The following is a 23,275-nucleotide window of genomic DNA, read 5'->3' as shown; positions in this document are numbered from 1 at the left end:
AGTAAACGCAGCGGAGAACGGCGGAACTAACGGGCTGTAGCGCAGCTTGGTAGCGCACTTGACTGGGGGTCAAGGGGTCGCAGGTTCAAATCCTGTCAGCCCGACCAAAACAGAAGCGTCCCGGAGAATTTTCTCCGGGACGCTTCTGTTTTGTGCCGTCCTTTTCGGATGTTTCGCGGCCTGGCCTATTTCAGGAACTTCGATGTCCGACGGTCCGCCAGGATCTTTCCCTTGGTCTGGCACGTGGGACAGTACTGCAGGGAAGTATCCGCGAAAGACACCTCCCGGACCGTGTCACCACACACGGGGCAAGCCTCGCCGGTGCGGGCATGGACCCGCATGTGGCTGCGTTTGACGTCCTTGAGCTCGCTGGGCGGCTTGCCCTCGGCTTCGGCCAGGGCTGTTCCGAGCACGCTGTGGATGGCGTCATAAAGCACCTGCACCGTGCCACGGTCCAAGGACTTGGCGGTGGCAAAGGGGGAGATCCTCGCAGCATGCAGGATCTCGTCGCTGTAGGCGTTCCCGATCCCCGCGATCACGCTCTGGCTCCGTAGGACGCCCTTGATCTGCTGGGAAGTGGAGCCGAGAATTTCCGCCAGCATGTCGGCGTCGAACGCTGCGCTGAACGGGTCCGGCCCGAGCGCCGCGACGCCCGGCACATCCTGGGGGTCGCGCACCACGTACACCGCAAGGCTCTTTTTGGTCCCTGCCTCGGTGAGATCCATGCCAGGGGCACCGTCCGGCCCGGTGAACGCCAGGCGCATGGCGATGTGGCCCTTACCCATCCGGAGCTGGGTATCCGTGGGGGAGTCCGTGAAACGGACCCAGCCAGCCCGGGCGAGATGGAAGACAAACGAGGGCCCGTCGGTGTCAATGCTGACAAACTTTCCGAACCGCCGCACGCCGGCGACGGTGCAGCCCTCCAGCGCTGTGAACGGCGGATCCGCTGTCTTCAGCACGGCAAAGGAAACGATCTGGACCTTCCGCACCACCGCTCCGCGCAGGTGCTCATCCAGGAAACCGGCCAGGCCTGCAACCTCGGGAAGCTCCGGCATGGTTTACCTGCGGTCAGCCTGGCTGTCCGGTGCGGCCGGCGCCTCAGGAACAGGTGAGCCGGCGGCGGAGTCCGTGGCTGCCTTCGCAGCCAGGGAACGCTCGGCACCTGCCTTCTTGAGCACCTTCATCTTTTTGCCGCGCTGCCGCCAGACTCTCCATAGGATCACGCCAACCACGAAAATGACGGCGGCTGCGAGGGCTGAGATCTGTGTCCACAGCGGGAACCAGGTTGCCTCCGTGCCAAGGATCCGCTGTCCGTTATGGGCGGCCTGCGAGCTGCCGAACATGATCCCGGCGGTCAGCAGATTCGGGGACGCGAGGGCCACAGCGGCGACGAGGATGGTCAGCTTCCAGGGCCAGCTCACGGATTTGCGTGTGGCCTGCCAGGCCACCAAGAGGGGGACGAACGTGAAAACGAACCCGTAAAACATCCCCACCAGGATGCCCGCCCCAAGATTGCCCTGGACCTGGTTGCGGATAACATTCGCCCACCAGACCGGGAGGATGGCCGCCAAGGCAAAGTAAGCGATAGCGATGACCACGAGCCCCACCGCAACGAGGATGATCCGCGCAGCCCAGTTCGCCTTTTTCGCGGGCGATTCCTGTGAGTGTGTTCTCATGCGACTCATCATGTCAGAATCCTCCTCGAACGCCCGTGGAGTTGTGCCTATACTTTCAGCGGCGGCTTGTTTTCCAGGCCCCGTTGACATTGGTGATTGACCCGATGAAAGGCCCCTGATGAGCAACATTCCCGAAGACCTGTCCTACACCGCCGAGCACGAGTGGGTATCCGTACCGAGCGCCGACGGCGTGGTCCGGGTGGGCATCACCGACTTCGCGCAGGACGCACTCGGAGATGTTGTCTATGCCCAGATGCCGGAAGCCGGCACCAAAGTCACCGCAAACGAAGTCGTGGGCGAAGTCGAATCCACCAAGAGCGTCAGCGACATCTATGCTCCGGTCAGCGGCGAAGTCGTGGCACGCAACGAATCCCTCGATACCGATTCGGCCTTGATCAACTCCGATCCGTACGGTGACGGCTGGCTGATCGAGATCCGGCTGGCAGAAGCGGACGCTGTGGAATCCTTGCTCAGTGCATCCGAGTACGAACAGCAGGTAGGCTGAAGCTAACGGGTTCATCCGGTCCGGCCAACGGGCGTCTTCGCACGTCAGTGGCCGGATCGGGGCCCGGCATCGGATCCGCGAGGCGGATCCGTCAGGGCAAAAGTTGATTGCAGGCGTGAGAGCTGCAGCGAAAGAGGAGGAATCCATGGTTGGCCACGAACAGGACCCTGCCGAAGGCGAGTACGGCACAGGTGCGGCCAGGGCTTCGGAGACCACCTCGATCCATCTCACCCCCGTCTCCGACGAACCCACCATCGCCCCCAAGCTGTCCACAGACGAGCGTTCATCCGTGGAGGCGCTGCCGGCCGGTTCCGCGCTCCTGGTGGCCCACAGCGGCCCGAACGCGGGTGCCCGCTTCCTGCTTGACACGGATACCACCACGGCCGGCCGTCATCCTGACGCCGATATCTTCCTTGATGACGTCACCGTCTCGCGGCGCCATGTCGAGTTCCGCCGCACTGAACGGAGCTTTGAAGTGGTGGATACCGGCAGCCTCAACGGCACTTACGTCAACCACGACCGCGTGGACAGTGTTGAGCTGAAGTCCGGGAACGAAGTCCAGATCGGCAAGTTCCGACTCACCTTCTACCTGAGCCCTGCCCGCGCAGCAGGCCGCGCCTGATCCCGGGACACTTGCCTGTGGCAATGGCACAACCGGAACGCCGGGGGCCCCAAGTTTTGAACATCGGGGAAGTCCTCGCGCAACTCAGCGGCGACTTTCCGGGTATGACCGCGTCGAAAATCAGGTTCCTCGAGGAAAAGGGACTGATTAATCCGCGCCGCACTCCGGCCGGATACCGGCAGTACTCGGACAGTGACGTCGAACGTCTCCGTTTTGTGCTGGCACTGCAGCGGGACCAGTACCTTCCGCTGAAAGTCATCAAGGACTACCTTGATGCGATCGACAGGGGAGAGCGGCCCGAGAACCTGCCGCCCGGCGTCGTGGTTTCGCCGCGGATCGTTTCAGATGAACTGGCCGTGGAGCTTCAGAACCGCGGCCGGAAATTCACCGAGGAACAGCTGCGGACCGAATCCGGGGCCAGCATTCCGTTGCTCCAATCGCTGCTGAGCTTCGGGCTGATCAGCCACAGCAACGGCAAGTTCGACGAGCACGCCCTCCAGGTGGCCCGTGCCTGCGTGCAACTGGAGAGCCACGGCCTTGAGCCACGCCACCTGCGGCCGTTCCAGGCCGCCGCGGAACGTGAATTCGGACTCGTGGAGCGTGCAGTTGCTCCGCTCGCGTCCCGGCGTGATTCCGCGTCACAGGCGCGGGCTGCTGAAGCGGCCCGCGAAATCAGCGACCTCTGCCTGGTCCTGCACCGGGCACTGGTCCAGGACCGCATCTCACGTATGGACATCTGATGATCGAAGTGGAGATCGTAGGCGTTCGTATCGAACTGCCGTCCAACCAGCCGCTCGTCCTGCTGCGCGAGATCCACGGCGAACGGCACGTGCCCATCTGGATCGGGACTCCAGAGGCAAGTGCCATCGCCCTGGCCCAGCAAGGGGTAGTGCCTCCGCGCCCGATGACCCACGACCTCCTGGTGGACGTGGTGGAGTCCCTGGGCCATTCGGTTGTCAGCGTCAACATTGTGGCGGTTGAGGACAATATCTTTTATGGCCAGCTCCAGTTCGAGAACGGCACCACCGTCAGCTCGCGGGCATCGGACGCCCTCGCGATCGCGTTGCGGGCCAAATGCCGCATCTGGTGTGCCGACTCGGTAATGGATGAAGCCGGAGTCCGTATTACCGAGCATGACGAGGGGGAGGACACTGACCCGGGCCCCACCGTGGACGAGGAGCGCGAACTGCGGCGGTTCCGTGAGTTTCTGGACGATGTGGAGCCCGAGGACTTCGACGGCTGAGGTCACGTTAAGGTTAAAGTTGAGCCTGAAAGTTCCGACACGCCTGCGCCAAGCGGCCTAGATCTTTGACCTTGGGGCACAGCGGGCCTAACGTCGAAGGTATCAAGCTCCCATTGCTTACAGCAGCCGCGCAGGTCACACTGTAAAAGTACGACCCCCGCGAAATTACATGCATGAACTTCATGTGTGCACCGGCTGATGCAGTGGTCCCCGGGAGCTTATGACAAGGAGGATCCAGGTGAGTCCCAAAGGCGAAGCAGGCGGCCTGAAGCAGCCCACAACGGCTGGTGTGGCTGTGCCCGCGAGCGGTGCCCAGGGCCTCCTGTTTACCGAAGACCTTCCCGTCCTGGACGAGGACGCCGGCTACCGCGGCCCCACGGCCTGCAAGGCGGCCGGCATCACGTACCGCCAGCTGGACTACTGGGCACGCACCGGGCTGGTTGAGCCCGCAGTCCGCGGTGCCGCAGGCTCCGGCTCGCAGCGACTCTATGGCTTCCGGGACATTCTCGTCCTCAAGGTAGTCAAGCGGCTTCTGGACACCGGGGTTTCCCTTCAGCAGATCCGCACGGCAGTGGAACACCTGCGCGAACGCGGCGTTGAGGATCTGGCACAGATCACGCTCATGAGCGACGGCGCGAGCGTCTACGAATGCACCTCCGCAGACGAGGTAATCGATCTTGTCCAGGGTGGCCAAGGCGTTTTCGGCATCGCCGTGGGCCGGGTCTGGCGCGAAGTCGAGGGCAGCCTGGCTTCCCTGCCGAGCGAACACGCCGCCGAACAGCCCTTTCCCGACGACGAGCTGAGCAAGCGGCGCGCTGCCCGCAAGATCGGCTGACAACAGGCCTACACAACACCAACAAGAAGAGGCCACCCCCGGCGGGGGTGGCCTCTTCATGTTGTCCGCGGAACCTTTGGCTGCAGCGGGGCTGCGGCCAAGGGGTTAACGCTGGGTTCGGTTTCGCAGGCCGCTTCCGGTCGCCAGGAGGTTGACCAGGAGGGCGTCGAACAGCGCAGCGGATGTCTTCGCGGATTCGCCGGGCCAGTGGTGCACCGGGTGGGCCGCGCCCTGGATCTGCTGCCAGTTCGCCTGTTCCGGGATGCGTGGGCTCAGCAGCAGGTCACCGAACATCGATTCCATTTCCGCGAGCCGGTAAGTGTGTTCGGAGGAGCCCGTGCGAACGCGGTTGGCCACAATGCCTGCGGGGGAAAGGTTCGGCGCAAATTCCTGCTTGAACAGCTGGATGGCGCGCATGGTCCGTTCCGTTCCCGCCACCGAGAAAAGTCCCGGCTCGGCCACGAGCGCCACTTTGTCACTCGCGGACCAGGCCATCCGGGTCAGCCCGTTCAGCGACGGCGGGCAGTCAATGAGGACCAGCTCGTAGCGGTCGGCGCCAGCCAGGACCGCGGAAAGCCTGCGGAGGTCCCGGCGGCCAAGGTCGGGGCGGTCGTAGATGCCGGTGTACGCCGAACCCACGGCGACATCCAGGACGGCCGGTCCGGACCCGTTGGTATGCGCCCGTGCCGTCCACGAGCTGCCCGCGACATTGTCCGCGAGCTTGGCCCGGCGGGGGCTCTTGAGCATCCTGCCGATGTCCAGCTGGTCGCCGGCCTGGACGCCCAGGGCAGTGGTCGCGTCCGCATGGGGATCGAGGTCCACCACCAGTGTGGGGATGCCCGCGGCAAGCGCCGCAGACGCCAATCCTGTGGTGACGGACGTCTTGCCGACTCCGCCCTTGAGGCTGCTGATGCTGACTACTTGCACTTGTGAGACCAAAACCTAACGCCGGCTGCCGTGTTGGGGGTAATGTTTGCTCCGGCGCTGCCGAAGCCGGCGGCTCAAGCCGCCTTACTCATCATATGTGGCTGCGCCGGTGAATCCCGTCTTATGGGGACGCGGCATGGCACGGCGATGGTTTGGGTGGCCGGTTCTGCCAGCCTCTGTCGATGCACGCGGGACATGACGGAAGCTTCTGTGACTGTGGCCACAATGATTTGTATTTCTAAGCGCGGGTCTTAGACACTGTGACGACTTACCGATACACCCGCAATGATGCAGGAGAATTATGTTTTCCAAGATTCTGGTGGCCAACCGCGGCGAAATCGCGATCAGGGCCTTCCGTGCCAGCTACGAGCTGGGCGCCAAGACCGTTGCTGTCTTCCCCAATGAGGACCGAAACTCGATCCACCGCCAGAAGGCCGATGAGGCATATCTGATCGGCGAAGTGGGGCATCCCGTCCGGGCCTACCTGGATGTTGCCGAGGTGGTCCGTGTCGCCAAGGAATCCGGCGCCGACGCCATCTACCCCGGCTACGGCTTCCTTTCGGAAAACCCCGATCTGGCCCGCGCCGCCCAGGAAGCCGGCATCACTTTCGTTGGCCCCCCGGCTGAGGTGCTTGAGCTGGCCGGCAACAAGGTGGCAGCACTGAAGGCTGCCCGTGAGGCCGGTGTTCCTGTCCTGAAATCGAGTGAACCCTCGAAGGACATGGATGAGCTGATCGCGGCAGCCGACGAGATCGGTTTCCCCATCTTCGCCAAGGCCGTCGCCGGCGGCGGCGGACGTGGCATGCGCCGCGTCGACACGAGGGAAGCCCTTCCCGAGGCCCTGCAGGCCGCCATGCGCGAAGCCGATGCGGCATTCGGTGACCCCACCATGTTCCTGGAGCAGGCAGTACTCCGCCCGCGCCACATCGAGGTGCAGATCCTGGCCGACGCCGAGGGTAACGTCATCCACCTCTTCGAACGTGACTGCTCCATCCAGCGCCGTCACCAGAAGGTCATTGAGATCGCCCCCGCGCCCAACCTGGACGAAGGCATCCGCCAGGCCCTTTACCGTGACGCGGTGAAGTTCGCCAAGGCCCTGAACTACGTCAACGCCGGAACCGTGGAGTTCCTGGTGGACACCGTCGGCGAACGCGCCGGCCAGCACGTCTTCATCGAAATGAACCCCCGCATCCAGGTCGAACACACCGTCACCGAGGAAGTGACGGACGTTGACCTGGTGCAGGCACAGCTTCGGATCGCTTCCGGCGAGACCCTCGCGGACTTGGGCCTCTCCCAGGAGACGGTCCAGCTCAAGGGCGCAGCGCTGCAGTGCCGCATCACCACCGAGGACCCGGCCAACGGGTTCCGTCCCGACGTCGGGAAGATCACCGGCTACCGCTCTGCCGGCGGCGCCGGTGTAAGGCTCGACGGCGGCACCGTGTACTCGGGTGCCGAAATCAGCCCGCACTTCGACTCGATGCTCGTGAAGCTGAGCTGCCGCGGCCGCGACTACCCGGCCGCCGTGGCCCGCGCACGCCGGGCCCTCGCGGAGTTCCGCATCCGTGGCGTGTCCACCAACATTTCCTTCCTCCAGGCCGTGCTCGACGACGCCGACTTCATTGCCGGCAACGTCGCCACCAATTTCATCGACGAGCGCCCCCAGCTGCTGAAGGCCCGGGTCTCCGCCGACCGCGGCACCAAGCTCCTGACCTGGCTGGCCGAAGTCACGGTCAACAAGCCGAACGGCGAGCTGAAAGTGCACTCGGATCCGGCCGCCAAACTCCCCGCCGTCGGGGACCAGCAGGCAGCGCCGGGATCGCGCCAGCGCCTCCTGGAGCTTGGCCCGGAAGGTTTCGCCAAGGCCCTGCGTGAGCAGACCGCCGTGGCGGTCACCGACACCACCTTCCGCGACGCCCACCAGTCCCTGCTGGCCACCCGCGTTCGCACCCGCGACCTCGTGGCCGCCGGTCCCGCGGTCACAGCCCTCCTGCCGGAACTCCTGTCCGTGGAGGCCTGGGGCGGCGCAACCTACGATGTTGCTCTGCGCTTCCTCGGCGAGGACCCCTGGGACCGCCTGGCCGCCCTGCGGAAGGCGCTGCCCAACGTCTGCCTGCAGATGCTGCTGCGCGGCCGGAACACGGTGGGCTACACACCGTACCCGGAAGAGGTGACAGTGGCGTTCGTCAACGAGGCCGCCGCCACCGGTATCGACATTTTCCGCATCTTCGATGCCCTGAACGACGTGAACCAGATGGCCCCCGCCATCCGCGCCGTCCGTGCCACCGGCACCGCAGTGGCCGAAGTAGCCCTGTGCTACACCGGCGACATGCTGAACCCGGACGAGAAGCTCTACACGCTGGAGTACTACCTGGAACTGGCCCAGCGGATTGTGGACGCCGGCGCGCACATCCTGGCCATCAAGGACATGGCCGGGCTGCTCCGCCCGGCAGCGGCCGCCAAGCTCGTGGCCGCACTGCGCGAACGCTTCGACGTCCCGGTCCACCTCCACACGCATGACACGGCCGGTGGCCAGCTGGCCACCCTGCTGGCTGCAGTTGACGCCGGCGTGGATGCTGTCGACGTCGCATCCGCCTCGCTGGCCGGGACCACCAGCCAGGTCTCTGCCTCCGCTCTCGTGGCGGCACTGGCCCACACCCCCCGGGACACCGGCCTGAGCCTGGACGCGGTCAGCTCGCTGGAGCCGTACTGGGAGGCCGTGCGCCGTGTCTACGCGCCGTTCGAATCAGGCCTGCCGGGCCCCACCGGCCGGGTCTACAAGCACGAAATCCCGGGCGGCCAGCTCTCCAACCTGCGCCAGCAGGCCATGGCGCTGGGTCTGGGGGAGCGCTTCGAGGCGATCGAGGACATGTACACCGCGGCGGACCGGATCCTGGGCCGCCTGGTGAAGGTCACGCCGTCGTCCAAGGTGGTGGGCGACCTCGCCCTGCACCTCGTGGGCCTCAACGCAGATCCGGCGGACTTCAACGAAAACCCGCAGAACTACGACATCCCGGACTCCGTCATCGGCTTCCTGTCCGGCGAACTTGGCGACCCGCCCGGAGGATGGCCGGAGCCTTTCCGCACCAAGGCGCTCCAGGGCCGCAGCATCAAGGTCCGCGACGTTGACCTCAGCCCCGAGGACAGCGCCGCGCTCCAGGGTGATTCCAAGACCCGCCAGAGCACGCTGAACCGCCTGCTCTTCGAGGGCCCCACCAAGGATTACCTCAAGAGTGTGGAGACGTACGGCAACATTTCCGTCCTCGACACCCGCGACTACCTTTATGGCCTTCAGCGCGGCGCCGAGCACGAGATCCAGCTGGAGAAGGGTGTCCGGCTGATCGCCTCGCTGGAAGCCGTTTCCGAGCCCGATGAAAAAGGCATGCGGACGGTCATGTGCACCCTGAACGGCCAGTCCCGCCCCGTTGTGGTCCGTGACCGCTCCGTGGTGAGCAACGTCAAGGCCGCCGAGAAGGCAGATCCGGCCCAGCCGGGCCACGTCGCCGCGCCGTTCGCCGGCGCCGTCACCGTGACCGTCAAGGCCGGCGACACGGTCAACGCCGGTGACACGGTGGCCACCATCGAAGCGATGAAGATGGAAGCCTCCATTACGACGCCGGTGGCAGGCAAAGTCTCGCGGCTCGCCATTTCAGCGGTGGAGCAGGTCCAGGGCGGGGACCTCCTCCTGGTCGTCGAGCAGGGCTAGGCAGTCCAGGAACAGGCACAAAAGCGAAGGGCCCTCCCGGCTTGGAAGATTGCTTCCGCCGGGAGGGCCCTTTGTTTTGCGTTGCCGCTTAGCCGCGCGGCGCGCCGTACATTTCCTCGATGACTGTCTCGAAGTCCTTCATCACCTGGGCCCGCTTCACCTTCATGGACGGCGTCAGGTGGCCGGAAGCTTCCGTGAAGTCCGAAGCGACGATCCGGAATGACTTGATGGCTTCCGCCTGCGACACCGAGGCGTTGGCATGCGTGATCAGGTCCTGCACGGCGGCCTTGACCACCGGGTTCTCGACGGCTTCGTCGAGCGTGGTGGTGGCCGGCAGCCCGTGCCGCTGGAGCCAGCCCGGCAGGGCCTCTTGGTCCAGGGTCACCAGGGCGCCGATGAACGGCCGGTTGTCTCCCACCACCAGGACCTGGGAGACCAGCGCATCCGCCCGGATCTGGTCCTCCAGCAGGGCCGGAACCACGTTCTTACCGCCGGCCGTGACAATGATTTCCTTCTTGCGGCCGGTGATCCACAGGAAGCCGCTCTCGTCGAGCCGTCCGATGTCGCCGGTGCGGAACCAGTCATCGGCAAACGTATCCGCCATCAGGTCATCGCGCTTGTAGTAGCCGCGCATCACACAGACGCCCTTGGCCAGGATCTCGCCGTCTTCGGCGATCCTGACGGAGTTGCCCGGCAGGGGCTTCCCCACGGAACCGATCTTGATCAGGGCCGGCGTGTTGACGGAAATCGGGGCGGTGGTCTCGGTCAGGCCATACCCTTCGAGGATCTGCAGGCCGATGCCCTGGAAGAAGTGGCCCAGCCGTTCGCCGAGCGGACCGCCGCCGGACACAGCATGGGCCACGTTCCCGCCCATCGCAGCGCGCAGCTTGCCGTAAACGAGTTTGTCGAACACGGTGTGCTTGAGTTTCAGCCCCAGGCCAACGTGCCCGGCCTGGCGGGCTTTGGAGAACGCGATGGCGGTCTCCGTGGCCTTGTGGAAGATGGCACCCTTGCCGCCGTCCTCTGCCTTTGTCAGGGCCGAGTTGTACACCTTTTCGAAGACGCGCGGCACGGCCAGGATGAACGTGGGCTGATAGCTCTGCAGGTCAGCCAGCAGGTTCTTGATGTCGGGGGTGTGCGCCACGGTGGCCCCGGCGGCAACGGCCAGCACCGAAATGAACCGGGCAAAGACGTGCGCCAAAGGCAGGAACATGATGGTTTTTGCCTGCTCGTTGACCACGTCGCCGAGCAGTGCCAGGGCGTTGTCGGACAGCTCAACGAAGTTGCCGTGGGTCAGCTCGCAGCCCTTGGGCCGGCCGGTGGTGCCGGAGGTGTAGATCAGGGTGGCAACGTCACTGAGCCGCGCCGATGAGCGGCGGGCCTCAAGGTCGGCGTCGCTGACGTCCCGGCCGGCCTCACGGACGGCGTCCAGTCCGCCGCCTTCGAGCTGCCAGACGTGCTGGAGGGCGGTGAGGCCTTCCGAGGTGGCTGCCTGCCGGATGATGTCCTCGTGGTGGGCAGCCTCGCCGAAGGCGGCCACTGCACCGGAGTCACCGAGGTTCCAGGCAACCTGCGACGGCGATGAGGTCTCGTAGATGGGCACTGAGACGGCACCGGCGAACCAGATGGCGAAGTCGATGAGGGCCCACTCGTAGCGGGTGCGGGACATGATGCCCACCCGGTCGCCGGCTCCCACGCCGCTGGCCATCAGGCCCTTCGCAAGGGCTGAGACGTCCGCCAGGAAGTCTGTGGCGGTGACGTCCCGCCAGGCGCCTACGGAGTCCAGCCGCGAGAAGAGCGCCGGGTTGCTGGGCTTGGCTGCCTGCCGAAGCAAGAGATCGGTGATGTTGGTTTCCGGTGGGACAACAACCAGGGGCGGAACACTGAATTCGCGCACTATAGCTCCTTTGATATCCATAGACCCGCACAGGGTATGCCTAAAGACTAATACGCCTGCAACTTGGCCGTGCAGAAACAAACCTACTGGCCAGTAACATATGAGTCAAAGAGGAGTGGGGAAGCCATGGGCCCGGCCTCCGGCGCTGCCCGCCCGGTGCGCCCTAGAATGAAGCACTATGTACGAAACGCCCCCCGGCGAGCCAGCCGCTCCGCCCCGACGTCCGGCTCCCTGGCGGCGGCGGCCGCTCGCCTTGAGGGCCCGGCCCCGGCAGGTGGAATCGTTCCGCGAGCACCTGCGGCTCGGGCGCAAGGGGCTGGCAATCGGCATCGATATCGGCGGCACCAAGGTCGCCGCCGGCGTGGTGGACGCCGACGGAAGGATCCTGAGCGAGGCCCGGCGGTCCACCCCCGGCAGCGACCCGCGTGCGGTAGAGCAGGTCATCGTAGAGCTCGTGGACGAACTCGGAGCCGGGCACAGGGTCTGGTCAGTAGGCATCGGCGCGGCCGGCTGGATGGATCTGGACGGCGGAACCGTGCTTTTCAGTCCGCACCTCGCCTGGCGCAACGAGCCGTTGCGCGCAAACCTGCAGCGCCTGCTGCGCCGGCCTGTGCTGCTGACGAACGACGCCGACGCCGCGGCCTGGGCGGAATGGCGCTTTGGTGCGGGCCAGGGCGAGGACAGGCTGGTGTGCATCACCCTCGGGACCGGCATCGGCGGTGCCATGGTGATGGACGGGCGGGTGGAGCGCGGCCGGTTTGGTGTAGCCGGCGAATTCGGCCACCAGATCATCATGCCCGGAGGGCAGCGTTGCGAGTGCGGCAACCGGGGCTGCTGGGAGCAGTACGCGTCGGGCAACGCCCTGGGCCGGGAAGCGAGGATTCTGGCGCGCGCCAATTCGCCGGTAGCGCAGGAACTGCTGGCCACCGTCGGCGGTGACGCGGAGCAGATCACCGGGGCGATTGTTACCGAGCTGGCACTCGCCGGTGATGCGGCCTGCCGCGAACTCCTGGATGAAGTGGGCGAATGGCTGGGCCTGGGATTGGCGAACCTCGCGGCCTCATTGGATCCGGGGCTGTTTGTGATCGGCGGGGGGCTCTGCTCGGCAGGGGACCTGCTGGTGGAGCCTGCCCGTAAAGCATTCGCGCGGAACCTTACCGGCCGCGGCTTCCGTCCGGCGGCCGGCATCGAGCTGGCAGCGCTCGGACCCAACGCTGGTCTTATCGGCGCAGCCGACCTGTCCCGCGTCAGCAGCCGCATGCGGTGACGGACGCACTTCAGACGCGGGCGCCGTCGTCGTTCTCGTCTTTTTCCTGGGGCAGCTTCATGATGAGGTAAACCACGGCAAGGATGAACACCGCCACCATGCCCACAATCGCCAGCAGCGGCGCGGACCGCCAGAACATGACGGCCAGCAGCAAGGCAATGGGCGCACCAATTGCGCCAAGCCAGGCAAGCATGGTCAGGGGATCCGTCCCGGCAAGGCTTGGCGGTTCCTCCGGAACGAAGTCCCCGGCGTCGTCCTCCGCGGCATAGTCACGCGGGCCGAAGGCGGCGGTGCCGCCCTGGCCGTCACCGCCGGTCCCCTCGCCGGTCCCCTCGCCGGCGTCGACCTGCCCGCCGTCTCCGGCGCCCGGCGTCGCCGCCTGCCGTTCGGCTGCGGACAGTTCAGTGGGGGCTGTTCCCGCCAGACCCAGCGGATCAAAGTCGCGGAACGTCGCGGACCTGCCGGACCCGGCCACGGCCTCCGGGCCGCCCGGACCAGGAGTTTCAGGGTCAATGCCCGTGGCGTCAGGGCCCGGGGAGGCGTCCGCTGTGCCGGTAGGGGTGGCAGGTTTCTCTTCGAGCCGGGCCACAAGGTCCAGCCACACAGCATCGTCCTGGTTTGCGCTCTGGTCCGGCGAGCCGGAGTCGGGCCTATTCATGGACGGTGCCCTCCTGGACCTGGGCTGCTGCCGTGCCGGCAACCACCGCCCGGATGAAGTCGGCGGACCCCTGGAAGATCTCCTCGGCGTCGTTGTCCAGTGTTGCCACGTGGTAGCTGTTCTCCAGGGTGGTCAGTGTCAGCGGAGCGTTGGTCAGGCCGCGGCGCAGCGCTGCCACACTCGTGTCTGAAACCACGTGGTCCACGGTGGACCGGAAAACCCGGACAGGCGCGGTGATGCGGGGGAGCAGCCGGATGGTGTCCTTGAACATCTTGTTCAGCTCGTGGGCCGCGGCTACGGGCGTTCGCGGGTAGGCGCCCTCGTCCATCCCGGGCTTGAGGATGTCGTTGGCAATGGCCGGGGTGCTCTTCAGGACCAGTTTCAGGATGCCGGCCAGTGGAGCGCGGGGATCATCAATCACCATTCCGGGGTTCACCACGATCACTCCGGCCACGGGCCGGGTCGCGGCAATTCTCAGGGCCAGGGCACCGCCCATGCTCAGCCCGGCGACGAAGACGTGGTCGCAGTGGGCGTCCAACTCCAGGTAGGCGTCGTCGAGGGCGCCGTGCCACTGCGGCCAGCGCGTGCGCGCAAGGTCCTGCCAACTGGTGCCGTGCCCGGGTAGTAGCGGCATGCGTACGGCGAAGCCGGCGTCTGCAAGCGACTGTGCCCACGCGCGCAGCCCGTGCGGACTGCCCGTGAATCCGTGTGAGAGGACCACCCCGATCCGGGCTCCATCGCCGTTGACGGTGCTGCTGAAAGGGCTGTGGTCCGGTACGCCGGTCATGAAGTCTCCGAGGTGGTGTGAGGTGTGGCCGCGGTTCGGGCTGACGGTGCAGTGCTGGGTGTATTGGCAAGGAAGAAAGCGCTGGAACGGGCAAAAATCTCGGGCGCATCAACATCCAGGGTGGCCACGTGACCGCTGTTGGGCAGGTCCACTACCTCCACCAGCCGTGGGCCCAAACGTTGCCGCAACATCAGGAGTGAGGTGGCCGGCACCACGACGTCCGACTGGGACTTGAATACCTGCACCGGGGCGGTGACCTGGTGTAGCCCGCGGGTGGCTGTGCCGAAAAGCTTCTTGAGCTCGTGCACGGCTGCCAACGGAGTCCGTGAGTAGTCGCCGTCATTGGTGGCGTCCGCCGTCGGCTGTTCCTCCTGAATGGGCAGCGTGGTGCGCTGGAAGTACTTGAGAACTCCGATGACCCGCACGCGGCGGTCGTAGAAGCTGAGGCCGGGATTCACCAAAGAGACGCCAGCCACGGGATGCCTGGCGGCAGTCAGCAGCGCAATGGCGCCGCCCATCGAGAGGCCGGCCACAAAACACTGCTCTGTCCGGGCGCCCAGCTGCAGGTACGCCGATTCGAAAGTCCCGTACCAGTCACGCCAGTTCGAGCGGGCGAGCTGCCGCCAATCCGTACCGTGGCCGGGCAGGAGCGGCACCGACACGGCGAATCCTTGGGCGGCGAGGTCCTCTGCCCAGGGCAGGACGCTGAGTGGGCTGCCGGTAAAGCCATGGCAGATGGCAATCCCGGTAGTGGCATTGGGTCCGTGGCCGGGGTAGCTGAAAGCGGCAGGCCGGGGCGCGATGCTGCTTTCTGTCATAACACCATCGTGTCATTGTTCTCGACAAATCTCACTAGAGTAGGGTTGCACTGGAGTGCCCGCCCGGCCCGACGAAGGGCCGGCCGGCCGGCTTCCGGAGAGGTTCGTCACGTGTTTTATTGGGTCATGAAGAGGATCTTCCTGGGGCCGGTGCTGCGTCTCCTTTTCCGCCCCTGGGTCAAGGGTCTGGACAATGTTCCAGCGCAGGGCGCGGCAATTATCGCCTCAAACCACCTGTCTTTCTCCGACTCCATCTTTATGCCGCTGATGGTCCGCAGGCCGGTTGTTTTCCTGGCGAAGTCCGAGTACTTCACCGGCACCGGCATCAAAGGCAGGCTGACGGCCATGTTCTTCAGGCTCACCAACCAGCTGCCCACGGACAGGTCCGGGGGCGCGGCATCGGCTGTTTCGCTCAACGCCGGTATGGATGTCCTGACAAGCGGGGGACTGCTGGGCATCTACCCTGAAGGGACCCGCAGCCCCGACGCTCGCCTCTACCGGGGCAAAGTGGGCGTCGCCAGGCTGGCCCTGCAGGCTGGTGTGCCCGTGATTCCCGTGGCCATGATCGGCACGGACAAGGTTCAGCCCATTGGCAAGCGGATGCCGAACATCCGGCGCATCGGCATGATTTTCGGTGCGCCCTTGGATTTCAGCCAGTACGCAGACCAGGCGGAGGACCGGCTGGTCCAGCGCAAGGTCACCGACGAAATCATGTTCGAGCTGATGCGGCTCTCCGGCCAGGAGTACGTGGACGAGTACGCTGCCGTGGTGAAGCTCCGCCTTACGGGCGCAGCAGCCACAGATGCTGGGGGCGGCACCGCGAAACGCGCCGATCCTGACGGCGGTGCTGAGGGCACTGATGCCGAGGGTAAGGACCCCGCAGCCGGCTGACTGTGACGCCGCTCTCGGTACGCGTGACGGTCAGGTGTCCTGAAGCCAGCCGCGCACATTAGTCTTAGATAGTGACTGAGCTATCTGCAAAACCTGCCTTTTCGCTGTCCAGCACCGCCCAGAGCGGAGCAGCCAATTATCCTGGCCTCGATGATTGGCGTGACCTTCCCGTTTCCCAGCAGCCCAGCTGGCAGGACAAGGACGTTTTCCACGCGTCTGTCGGGGAGCTTTCCGTGCTCCCGCCGCTGGTTTTCGCCGGCGAAGTGGACATACTCCGGGAACGGCTGGCGGCTGCAGCGGAGGGCAAAGCCTTCCTGCTGCAAGGTGGCGACTGTGCTGAGACCTTTGAAGCGGCAACAGCGGACAAGATCAGCGCCCGGGTCAAGACCATCCTCCAGATGGCAGTGGTGCTCACCTATGGCGCAGCGATGCCAGTCATCAAGATGGGCCGAATGGCCGGCCAGTTCGCCAAGCCCCGCTCTTCCAACGACGAGACCCGCGACGGCGTGACCCTCCCGGCGTACCGCGGCGACATCGTCAACGGCTACGAGTTCACTCCCGAGTCCCGTGGCCATGACGCCGCCCGGATGCTCAAGGCCTACCACACGTCCGCCTCGACGCTGAACCTCATCAGGGCCTTCACGCAGGGCGGCTTCGCGGACCTGCGCTCCGTGCACCAGTGGAACAAGGGCTTCACTGAAAACCCGGCGCACGCCCGTTACGAATCCCTGGCCCGTGACATCGACCGCGCCATCAAGTTCATGGCCTCCTGCGGGGCTGATTTCGAAGCACTCAAGCGGGTGGAATTCTTCGCCAGCCACGAGGCCCTGCTGCTGGACTACGAGCGCGCACTGACCCGCATCGATTCGAGGACCGGATTTCCGTATGACACCTCGGCGCATTTCCTCTGGATCGGGGAGCGAACCCGCGAGCTTGACCACGCGCACGTTGACTTCCTCTCACGCGTCCGGAACCCCATTGGCGTGAAGCTGGGCCCGTCGACAACCGGCGACGACGCCCTCCGCCTCATCGACAGGCTGGATCCCGAGCGGGAGCCGGGCAGGCTGACGTTCATCACGCGTATGGGCGCGGGCAATATCCGCGAGAAGCTTCCCGCCATTGTGGAGAAGGTGACCGCCTCCGGCGCCAAGGTTCTCTGGGTCACCGATCCGATGCACGGCAACACCGTCACCTCGCCCAACGGCTACAAGACCCGGAACTTCGACGACGTCATTGACGAAGTACGCGGGTTCTTCGAAGTCCACCATGCTTTGGGCACGGTTCCCGGTGGCCTCCACGTGGAGATGACCGGCGACGACGTCGCCGAATGCCTGGGCGGTGCCGATCCGGTGGACCAGGAAGCGTTCCTCGACAAGTACGAGTCGGTCTGCGATCCGCGCCTGAACCACATGCAGTCCCTGGAAATGGCGTTCCTGGTGGCCGGAGCACTGGCCAAGCACTGAGCGCTCCACGCGGAGTCCGACTTCTCCGGTGGTGTGGCCGGCAGGCCGCCGGCTACACCACTGTCAGGGTGACGACGGAGCCTTCAGGCACCTTTTTCTTCACTGGGTCCTGATCCCGTACCGTGCCGAAGAAGCCGCCGAGGATATTGTTCACCCGTACCTCGAAGCCCAGCGCACGCAGCGCTTCTTCGGCTTCCTTGGCTTGTTTCCCGATGAAGCTGGGGACTTCAACGAGCCTGGGTCCGTCTGAAATGGTCAGCGTCACCGTGCCGCCCTTGGTCAGGGTGCCGGTCGCAGGCGACTGCGCGGCAACCGACCCCTTGGGCACCTTGGGATCGTTGACTTTGTCCTTCGCGACATCGGCCTTGAGCCCGGCCGCCTTAATGGCGTCGACGGCGGCGTCCTCCTCCAGCCCGACGACTGACGGAACGGGGATCGGCTGCGGGCCCTTGGAGACGGACAGGGCTACCGGAGTGCCATGGCGCGCCGGGGTTCCTGCCGCGGGATCCTGGGCCAACACAACGCCGGCGGCAACGGCCTCATCAAATTGTTCAGTGACGGTACCCAGCGCCATTTCGGCCTGGTTCAGTGCATTTTTAGCGTCGTCGAGCGTTCCGCCGGTCAGTTTCGGGAGTTCGAACAGTTGCGGCCCCTTGGAAACAAACAGGGACACGAGCTGGAACTTCCGGGTCTCCGTTCCGGCAGTCGGGTCGGAGCCCACAACGAGGCCGGACGGAACATCGTCGTCAAAGACGTCGCTGGTACGCGACTGGAACCCCGCCTCGCTGAGCAGTTGCTGGGCCTGGGCCACTGACTTGTTGGCGACCGCCGGAATGGTGCCCGGCGACCCGGGGCCCATGCCGAAGAACCAGCCGGCTCCTGTGGCAAGCAACGCGATGATGACCAGGACCACCACCCAGAGGGCGCCGCGGCGCCGCGGGTTCCCCTCCCGCAGACTCCGGACAGGGGTCGCCGCAGCCCGGGACCTTGCCTTCTCGTCCTGCCTGTCGAGCTTGCGGCGGGCGCGTTTGCTGAGGGGGATCGCTGCCGGGACGGCGTCTTGAGCATCTGGCCCGTGGTGCGCTTCCGGCCGGAACTGTTCGCCTGGCCGGTAGTCGGCGTCGGGCGGATACAGGGCATGCGGAGCGTGCGGTGGGTGCTGTGGCTGCGGCCGGGAGAAGGACGACATCACGGCGGTGGGGTTGTTGGTGCGGTCGATGATCTCGGTCTGGTTCTGCTGGCCTTCTTGGGTCGCGGCCGGCGGCCTGAGGTCCAGTTCGGCATCCGTGAGGTTGGTCCGGATGTGGCGGAGTTCCTGCAGCAGGGCGTTGCCGTCCACCGGGCGGTTCTCGGGATCGTTTGCGGTGCACCACTGGACGAGTTCATCCACCTCGGCGGCGAGGCCAGGCACCAAGGCCGACGGCGGACCGACCGTTTCATTCACGTGCTTGTACGCAACCTGGATGGGGACCTCGCCGTCGTACGGCTGCTGGCCGGTCAGCATCTCATAGAGCATGATGCCCACCGAATAGATATCACTCCGGGTGTCAGCCTGCTTTCCCAGCACAAGCTCGGGGGAGAGGTAACCCACCGTACCGATCAGCGTCCCGGTGCTCGTTGACGTCGTTACCGCCCGGGCCAGTCCAAAGTCGCCGATCTTGATCCGGCCGTCGTCGGCAATCAGGACGTTCTCGGGTTTCACATCCCGGTGGATAAGCCCCGCGGCATGGGCCGCGCCGAGGCCCTGCACTACCGGATCAATCAGGGCAAGGGCCAGGCGGGGAGGCAGCGCACCTTTGGATCTGATGACGTCCCGGAGCGTGTGACCCTTGATGTGTTCCATGACCAGATAGGCCGTCTGGCCGTCGTTACCCTGGTCCAGGACTCCCACCACATGGGCGTGGGACAGCTTCGCGGCGGCTTTCGCCTCGCGGCCCAGCCGGTCCAGGAACGTCTCGTCGGTGGCGAGGTGGGGATGAAGGACCTTCAGGGCAACATCGCGTTCCAGCCGAAGGTCCGTTGCCAGATATACGGTGGACATGCCGCCGCGCGCGAGTTTGGAGCGGACGGCGTAGCGGTTGTCCACCAGCGTTCCAACGAGACGGTCTGACACTTGTTCCTGCACCCTACGATACTAATCCCGCATGGAAAAGGGTCCGAACCGACGTGCGGTCCGGACCCTTATCGTTACCCCCCTTCGGCCGGCTTCAGCAGGCCTGGGGGACAATGGCGCGGTGGCTTTTTAGCCGAAGTTCTTCTGGTGCGCCTTGATAGCAGCTACGTAGGCCTTGGTGTCGTCGTACATGCCGTATTTGCTGACAGAGTACTGGCCCTGGTAGTAACCCGCAATTGCAGTGTCGAGGTCCTTGCTGGTGGCGATAAGCCGTTTGATGATCGCCACGCCGGCCGTCGCGTTGTCGTAGGGGTCCAGCAGGTTCAGCTTCCGCCCTACGAGGTCGGAGGCCCACTGCCCGGAGGACGGGATGACCTGCATGGTGCCGATCGCGTTGGCAGGTGAAACCGCACGCTGGTTAAAGCCGGACTCCTGGTGCGCGAAGGCCAGGGCCAGGGTGGGGTCCACGCCCATCTGGCGTGCCGTGTCGGCCACAATTGCGCGCATCTCGGCCCGGGACGGTACGGGAGAGGCGTTCAGCAAGGCCTTGTTCTCGTTGGCAGAGCTCACAACGGCAGCGGGGTAGGTGAAACCCAGGAAGGAGCTCGGCACCAGCGGGGCGGCGGGGGCCGCCGGGGCCGCCGGGGTGGACGAAGCGGGCTGAATGGAGGCACCGGGAATGACCAGCTTGTTGCCGGGGTAGATGACAGTAGTCATGCTCAGCTGGTTGGCCGCCAGAATGTCCGAGAGCTTGACGCCGTGCCGGGAGGCGATCGCTGACAGGGTGTCGCCGGCTTTGATCGTGTATGAACCGCCGGGAGCAGGCGCAGCGGGAGCAGGCGCAGCCGGAGCAGGCGCGGGAGCAGGCGCTGCGGGAGCGGAAGAAGGCTGTACGGCCGAAGCCGGTGCAGCCGGGGCTGCGGGAGCACCTGCGCCGACTTTGATCTTCTGGCCGGGGTAGATGATGGAGCGCATGTTCAGGCCATTCCAGCTGAAAACGTCCGACAGGCTGGCATTGTGCCGGGCCGCGATGGCGCCGAGCGTATCGCCGGACTTTACGGTGTAGCTGCCTCCGGCGTTGGCCGGAGCGGCCGCGGCAGGGGCCGCAGGAGCCGGGGCGGGGGCGGAACCCGTGCCCGACAGCTTGATCTTCTGGCCTGGGTAGATGATGGTGTTCGGCTGGAGGTTGTTGAGCTTAAGGACCTCGTACGTGTCCAGCCCGAATTTGCCGGCGATTCCGCTGATGGTGTCGCCCCGGGCAATGGTGTATTCCGCGGGAGCCGCCGGCTGCATGGGCTGGAAGGCAGCCGGAATGGTAGTGGAAACCGAGGCCGCCGGGATCAGGGCAGCCTTAGGTCCGGCTGCCTGGGCGCTCATCGCGGCGGCAAGGGTTGCCGGGATAGCGCGGGCAGGGGCCTCTGCGGCAGCAGGCTGGGCGAGGGCCAACGACGACAGGACAACCGCAGGAAGCGCTGCTGTGGTGACAGCAATCATGGGCAGGCTCTGCCTGGAGGGCTGCTTTGGCGAGCGGGACGTCGTCATGGAAAGAATCCTCTTCTTCAACTGCCGTGGGCGGGAGATGCGATGTGACTATTGATACTAGTGTTACTTAAGTTATTGATGTTTCAAATGTGATCTATGTGAATCTCTCACGAAAGTTCGCATAGCACAAGAATTCCGCCCCACGCAGAATAAAGAGTTTTATGGAGTGTCGCGTGATTCGCGGCAGTGGCGGCCAATCCCGACTAGGCGGCAGGGCTCCGGCCGTGGCAACCTTGATCCGTGAGTAACGTAGAAAGCCTTGTGGGCGAGTGGCTGCCCCTGCCGGATGTCGCGCAGTTGTTGGACGTTTCGATTACGAGAGTCCATGGCCTTATTGATGAACGCGCTTTGGCGGCCCTGCGGGTCGGGGAGCGCCGGATACGTTCAGTTCCGGCCGCGTTTATCCTGGACGGCCAGGTTGTCGACAGCCTCAAAGGGACCATTGTGGTCCTGGCGGACGCCGGCTATTCCGACGAGGATCTCATCGTCTGGCTGTTTACCCCCGACGAGTCGCTCCGCGGCCGGCCGATTGATGCATTGCGGGAAGGCCGCAAGACGGAAATCAGGCGCCGGGCCCAGACCCTGGCCTGGTAAGCAGCACAACTGGTAAGCAGCACAAAGGGCCCGGACAACGCCGGGCCCGCGGACGTGGCCAAGACGGGCGCCAACGTCAGGATGCGCGGCTGACCGTCGCTTCCGCCAGCTTCCGCAGGGCAGTCTTGGGCAGTTCTTCCAGCGGCAGCTGTTCCAGTGCGTCATACGCCGCGGCGCCAAATTCGTTGATCAGCACTTCAGTGGCCTGAAGCGCCCCCGACTCTTCGATGATTCGGCGGATCTCGGCCACATCGGCGTCGCCCAGGTCAGGGCTGCCCAGCTTCGCATCGATAAACGCCGATTCGGCGGTTGATGCCTGGCCCAGCGCGAGGGCAATGAGTACGGTCCGCTTGCCTTCGCGGAGATCGTCACCTGCAGGCTTGCCCGTGGTGACAGGGTCCCCAAAGACGCCCAGGACGTCGTCGCGCAGTTGGAACGCCTCACCCAGCGGCAACGCGAAGGCCGAGTAGCCCCGGAGCAACTCGTCCGGAGCGTCCGCCAAGGCGCCGCCAAGCGCCAGCGGGTGCTCAGTGGAATATTTGGCGGACTTGAACCTGATGATGGACTGTGCCCGTGTCACTGCTCCGGCCCGGTCCCGGACAGGACCGGCCACTTCCTCGAGGATGTCAAGATACTGCCCCGCCATCACCTCGGCACGCATGAGGTTGAAGATGAGCCGTGCCCTGCTGCCTGCGGCTGCCTGTGCGCCGATGTCCGTGAAGGCCTCCTCGCTGAACGAGAGGCAAAGATCCCCGGTGAGGATCGCGGCTGCGTGCCCAAACCGCTCGCTGTCCAGAGCCCAGCCCTGCGCGTGGTGCAGCTGGCTGAAGCGGCGATGCACGCTGGGGCCGCCCCGCCGGGTGTCCGAGCGGTCAATGATGTCGTCATGGATCAGGGCAGCTGCCTGGAAAAGCTCCAGCGCCGATCCCGCCGTCACGATTTCCTGGGCTGCCGGCTCGCCGCCCGCGCCGCGCCACCCCCAGTAACACATCAGCGCCCGGAGCCTTTTGCCGCCGGTCACCAGGTTCGAAATGGAACCCATAATGGGATCGATATCGGGTGAAATGGCGGCCATCAGGGATTGCCGCGTGGTGAGGAAGTCTGTCAGCTCACCGGCAACGGCGGCGACGAATGCAGTCTGCTCAATCCTTAGCTGCTCCGAAACGCTCACTTGGCTGACTCAGCAGCCACGTTGGCGCCGATGGTGAACGTGGAGACACCGGCCGCTTCGACGGCGGCGATGTTGACCGTCTCGGAGTCGTTCCGGACGAAGTCCTTGGAGGCAACGGCGCCCACTGCGTCGCCGGGGACGGCTTTGAATCCCTGGGCCTCTAGGTGCTTTGTGTAGAAATCCACGACGGCGGCAGTCGGGGCGTTGATGCTTGCCACGAGTGCTGCGGTGGCGGGCGTTGAGGTCTTGTCAAAGCTGCTCGAAATCACCGTGGCGCCGGGCATCAGGGGGAGCAGTGTTTCGGGGAACCCTGCGACGATTGTCCCAACAGTGGCGGAAGTTCCCGGCGACGCCGTCGGACTGGCCGACGCGGTGATGCTGGCACCGCCCGACGCTGGTGAGGAGGTATCTGGGGAGGATGATGTCACTCCGGGCTCCGCGGGGCTGCAGGCAGCGAGGGCCAGCAGAGCGCCCGCGGCCAGTGCCGCTAATCCTGTTGGCTTAAGACTTCTCATGACGGTCACAGGGACTGTCCTCCTGGTGTTGATGCCGGATTCAGCCTC

Annotated in this window: 21 protein-coding genes and 1 tRNA gene; 11 read left to right on the top strand and 11 right to left on the bottom strand. The window is 65.3% G+C overall.

From position 1 onward, the window contains the following. Positions 1-30 precede the first annotated feature (30 nt). Positions 31-107 (top strand) — tRNA-Pro (locus tag MUN23_RS01000). A gap of 78 nt (positions 108-185) precedes the next feature. Here the strand turns inward: MUN23_RS01000 and MUN23_RS00995 are convergent. Both MUN23_RS00995 and MUN23_RS00990 read right to left on the bottom strand, forming a co-directional pair. Then, the gene (locus MUN23_RS00995) at positions 186-1,055 is read right to left on the bottom strand and encodes an Fpg/Nei family DNA glycosylase (protein ID WP_248761687.1); all 870 of its coding nucleotides are present in this window, start codon (positions 1,053-1,055) and stop codon (positions 186-188) included. 3 nt (positions 1,056-1,058) lie between these two features. After that, positions 1,059-1,676 carry a hypothetical protein gene (locus MUN23_RS00990; RefSeq protein WP_248761686.1) on the bottom strand — a complete coding sequence of 206 codons (618 nt, stop codon included), beginning with the start codon at positions 1,674-1,676 and terminating at the stop codon, positions 1,059-1,061. Positions 1,677-1,794: 118 nt separating this feature from the next. Here MUN23_RS00990 and gcvH point away from each other — a divergent pair, with 118 nt between their 5' ends. The 5 genes from gcvH to MUN23_RS00965 all read left to right on the top strand — a co-directional run bounded on the left by gcvH (position 1,795) and on the right by MUN23_RS00965 (position 4,881). Then, positions 1,795-2,181 (top strand): glycine cleavage system protein GcvH, encoded by a 387-nt coding sequence (gene gcvH / locus MUN23_RS00985; RefSeq protein WP_248761685.1) that lies wholly within the window; start codon positions 1,795-1,797, stop codon positions 2,179-2,181. Between the two features lie 145 nt (positions 2,182-2,326). After that, positions 2,327-2,803, top strand: coding sequence for an FHA domain-containing protein (locus MUN23_RS00980; protein ID WP_248761684.1), 477 nt, complete (start codon positions 2,327-2,329; stop codon positions 2,801-2,803). A gap of 23 nt (positions 2,804-2,826) precedes the next feature. Next, positions 2,827-3,543, top strand: coding sequence for a MerR family transcriptional regulator (locus tag MUN23_RS00975; RefSeq protein WP_248761683.1), 717 nt, complete (start codon positions 2,827-2,829; stop codon positions 3,541-3,543). Next, on the top strand, positions 3,543-4,046 hold the full coding sequence (locus MUN23_RS00970; RefSeq protein ID WP_056342311.1) for a bifunctional nuclease family protein: 504 nt from the start codon (positions 3,543-3,545) through the stop codon (positions 4,044-4,046). The genes MUN23_RS00975 and MUN23_RS00970 overlap by 1 nt, the downstream gene beginning before the upstream one ends. Before the next feature lie 238 nt (positions 4,047-4,284). Further along, complete coding sequence (locus MUN23_RS00965; RefSeq protein WP_248761682.1) at positions 4,285-4,881, top strand: MerR family transcriptional regulator; 597 nt, start codon at positions 4,285-4,287, stop codon at positions 4,879-4,881. Between the two features lie 105 nt (positions 4,882-4,986). Here MUN23_RS00965 and MUN23_RS00960 read toward each other — a convergent pair whose 3' ends face one another. Further along, entirely contained in the window at positions 4,987-5,808 is an 822-nt protein-coding gene (locus tag MUN23_RS00960) for a ParA family protein (RefSeq protein ID WP_248761681.1), read from the bottom strand. 301 nt (positions 5,809-6,109) lie between these two features. Here MUN23_RS00960 and MUN23_RS00955 point away from each other — a divergent pair, with 301 nt between their 5' ends. Continuing rightward, complete coding sequence (locus tag MUN23_RS00955) at positions 6,110-9,511, top strand: pyruvate carboxylase (protein WP_248761680.1); 3,402 nt, start codon at positions 6,110-6,112, stop codon at positions 9,509-9,511. 88 nt (positions 9,512-9,599) lie between these two features. Here MUN23_RS00955 and MUN23_RS00950 read toward each other — a convergent pair whose 3' ends face one another. After that, entirely contained in the window at positions 9,600-11,408 is a 1,809-nt protein-coding gene (locus MUN23_RS00950) for a long-chain fatty acid--CoA ligase (RefSeq protein ID WP_248761679.1), read from the bottom strand. Between the two features lie 178 nt (positions 11,409-11,586). Here MUN23_RS00950 and MUN23_RS00945 point away from each other — a divergent pair, with 178 nt between their 5' ends. Next, positions 11,587-12,675, top strand: a complete 1,089-nt coding sequence (locus tag MUN23_RS00945; RefSeq protein WP_248761678.1) for an ROK family glucokinase — start codon at positions 11,587-11,589, stop codon at positions 12,673-12,675. Positions 12,676-12,685: 10 nt separating this feature from the next. Here the strand turns inward: MUN23_RS00945 and MUN23_RS00940 are convergent, their stop codons facing one another. From MUN23_RS00940 to MUN23_RS00930, 3 genes are read right to left on the bottom strand one after another with little or no spacing between them, the layout of a single operon-like run. Beyond that, positions 12,686-13,333 (bottom strand): hypothetical protein, encoded by a 648-nt coding sequence (locus MUN23_RS00940; protein WP_248761677.1) that lies wholly within the window; start codon positions 13,331-13,333, stop codon positions 12,686-12,688. Continuing rightward, positions 13,326-14,120: a carboxylesterase gene (locus MUN23_RS00935; RefSeq protein ID WP_248761676.1), complete on the bottom strand. Its 795-nt coding sequence runs from the start codon at positions 14,118-14,120 to the stop codon at positions 13,326-13,328. Before MUN23_RS00935 ends, MUN23_RS00940 begins: the two co-directional genes overlap by 8 nt. Further along, positions 14,117-14,938 carry a carboxylesterase gene (locus MUN23_RS00930; RefSeq protein ID WP_248761675.1) on the bottom strand — a complete coding sequence of 274 codons (822 nt, stop codon included), beginning with the start codon at positions 14,936-14,938 and terminating at the stop codon, positions 14,117-14,119. Before MUN23_RS00930 ends, MUN23_RS00935 begins: the two co-directional genes overlap by 4 nt. 111 nt (positions 14,939-15,049) lie before the next feature. Here MUN23_RS00930 and MUN23_RS00925 point away from each other — a divergent pair, with 111 nt between their 5' ends. Continuing rightward, positions 15,050-15,829, top strand: coding sequence for a 1-acyl-sn-glycerol-3-phosphate acyltransferase (locus MUN23_RS00925; RefSeq protein WP_248761674.1), 780 nt, complete (start codon positions 15,050-15,052; stop codon positions 15,827-15,829). 71 nt (positions 15,830-15,900) lie between these two features. After that, entirely contained in the window at positions 15,901-17,292 is a 1,392-nt protein-coding gene (locus MUN23_RS00920) for a class II 3-deoxy-7-phosphoheptulonate synthase (protein WP_248761673.1), read from the top strand. Positions 17,293-17,344: 52 nt separating this feature from the next. Here the strand turns inward: MUN23_RS00920 and pknB are convergent, their stop codons facing one another. After that, positions 17,345-19,417, bottom strand: a complete 2,073-nt coding sequence (pknB, locus tag MUN23_RS00915; protein WP_248761672.1) for a Stk1 family PASTA domain-containing Ser/Thr kinase — start codon at positions 19,415-19,417, stop codon at positions 17,345-17,347. Positions 19,418-19,534: 117 nt separating this feature from the next. Then, positions 19,535-20,947, bottom strand: coding sequence for a lytic transglycosylase domain-containing protein (locus MUN23_RS00910; protein WP_248761671.1), 1,413 nt, complete (start codon positions 20,945-20,947; stop codon positions 19,535-19,537). A gap of 240 nt (positions 20,948-21,187) precedes the next feature. Here MUN23_RS00910 and MUN23_RS00905 point away from each other — a divergent pair, with 240 nt between their 5' ends. Further along, entirely contained in the window at positions 21,188-21,541 is a 354-nt protein-coding gene (locus MUN23_RS00905) for an Rv2175c family DNA-binding protein (protein WP_058929391.1), read from the top strand. A 76-nt stretch (positions 21,542-21,617) separates the two neighbouring features. Here the strand turns inward: MUN23_RS00905 and MUN23_RS00900 are convergent, their stop codons facing one another. Both MUN23_RS00900 and MUN23_RS00895 read right to left on the bottom strand, forming a co-directional pair. After that, positions 21,618-22,712, bottom strand: a complete 1,095-nt coding sequence (locus tag MUN23_RS00900; protein WP_248761670.1) for a polyprenyl synthetase family protein — start codon at positions 22,710-22,712, stop codon at positions 21,618-21,620. Continuing rightward, entirely contained in the window at positions 22,709-23,236 is a 528-nt protein-coding gene (locus MUN23_RS00895) for a hypothetical protein (RefSeq protein ID WP_248761669.1), read from the bottom strand. Before MUN23_RS00895 ends, MUN23_RS00900 begins: the two co-directional genes overlap by 4 nt. Between the last annotated feature and the right edge of the window lie 39 nt (positions 23,237-23,275).

Origin of the sequence: Pseudarthrobacter sp. SSS035 (assembly GCF_023273875.1) — a bacterium.
Classification (GTDB): domain Bacteria; phylum Actinomycetota; class Actinomycetes; order Actinomycetales; family Micrococcaceae; genus Arthrobacter.
Note: the sequence above shows the minus strand (reverse complement) of the source record. Positions and strands in the feature narration are given on the sequence as shown.